Genomic DNA, 1225 nt, shown 5'->3' with positions numbered 1-1225 from the left:
AAGACCGCTTGGTGATCTAGGTTTTACTTATGCTAAAAAGCAGCGCAAGGTTCCGAGCGTACTTACGCCAAATGAAGTCCAACTGATACTGTCACACCTTTCTGGTGTTAATCACATCATTTTTTCTCTGTTGTATGGTTCTGGACTTAGAGTTAATGAGTGTTTGAGAATTAGAGTTCAAGATCTTGATTTACAAAACCTATCTTTAACCGTGCGAGATGGGAAAGGAAAAAAAGATCGCGTAACTTTACTTAGCCCAACGTTAATTGGTTCTCTTCAATTGCAAATTCAGAAAGCGTCAAAAATACAAGAAGAAGATATCAAACAAGGCATCGGTCCCTCGCTTCCACACGCCCTTGGTAAAAAGTGCCCGAACGCTTTTAAACAAATTGCTTGGATGTTTATCTTTCCTTCTTTAAGCATCTGTCGGCACCCACTGACTAATAAGCTTTGTCGGCATCATTTACACGATTCTGCACCAAGAAAGGCTCTCAAACGAGCGGTGCAACAGGCTAAAATCTTTAATAAACGAATAACATGCCATACCTTCCGTCATAGCTTCGCTACCGAACTGCTGCGCTCGGGGCAAGATATTCGTACAGTCCAAGAGCTATTAGGACATTCAGATGTAGCGACGACACAAATCTATACCCATGTTATTGGCGAACATTTTGCGGGTACTGTAAGCCCACTAAATAAAATCTTTATTGAAAACTATAAGGAAAACCAATGATCCTTGCCATGAACCAAACATAAGAAAAATTAGGGCTTATTTGGAACAGATACTTGAGTGGAGTAAACAATCTAAATTGCTTTGGGGCAGAGACGAGTTAGGTTGATCACCCATATAACCCTATAGGTACGTGGAAAAATCAAGTTTTCCGTCATTGCTTGACTCTCTTTTGCCGTTCTTTTTTCAGGCTAGTCTCTTGAACAATTTCGAAAAAACATAATTACTATCAGATTGGCGTCAAAGCCTTGTCCTATCAGGCTTCACCTCCTGAAAAGAGATCTTTAACCTTATACATCAGATCATTAAAAATCTGACAGAAAATACCATAGCCATTTAAAATCAGACACTTAAAAACAAAGACAAGATCCTATCAGATCGCCACTATTGCAATTTATCGAAAAAAGACGCAATTGTTGAAATTCTATTAGGCGTAATATAAGGTTCATCGCGGCTTTCCGGGGAAAGCCGCTTTTATCTTCAAGAAGAAGTAGT

General features: G+C 39.3%; 1 protein-coding gene. It reads left to right on the top strand.

From position 1 onward, the window contains the following. A partial coding sequence (locus tag JC606_RS23150) for an integron integrase (RefSeq protein WP_198779550.1) occupies positions 1-733 on the top strand: 733 nt, incomplete at its 5' end. Positions 734-1225 lie beyond the last annotated feature (492 nt).

Source organism: Vibrio sp. IB15, from assembly GCF_016406055.1.
Lineage (GTDB): Bacteria > Pseudomonadota > Gammaproteobacteria > Enterobacterales > Vibrionaceae > Vibrio > Vibrio chagasii.
This window is presented reverse-complemented; position numbering and strand designations above follow the sequence as displayed.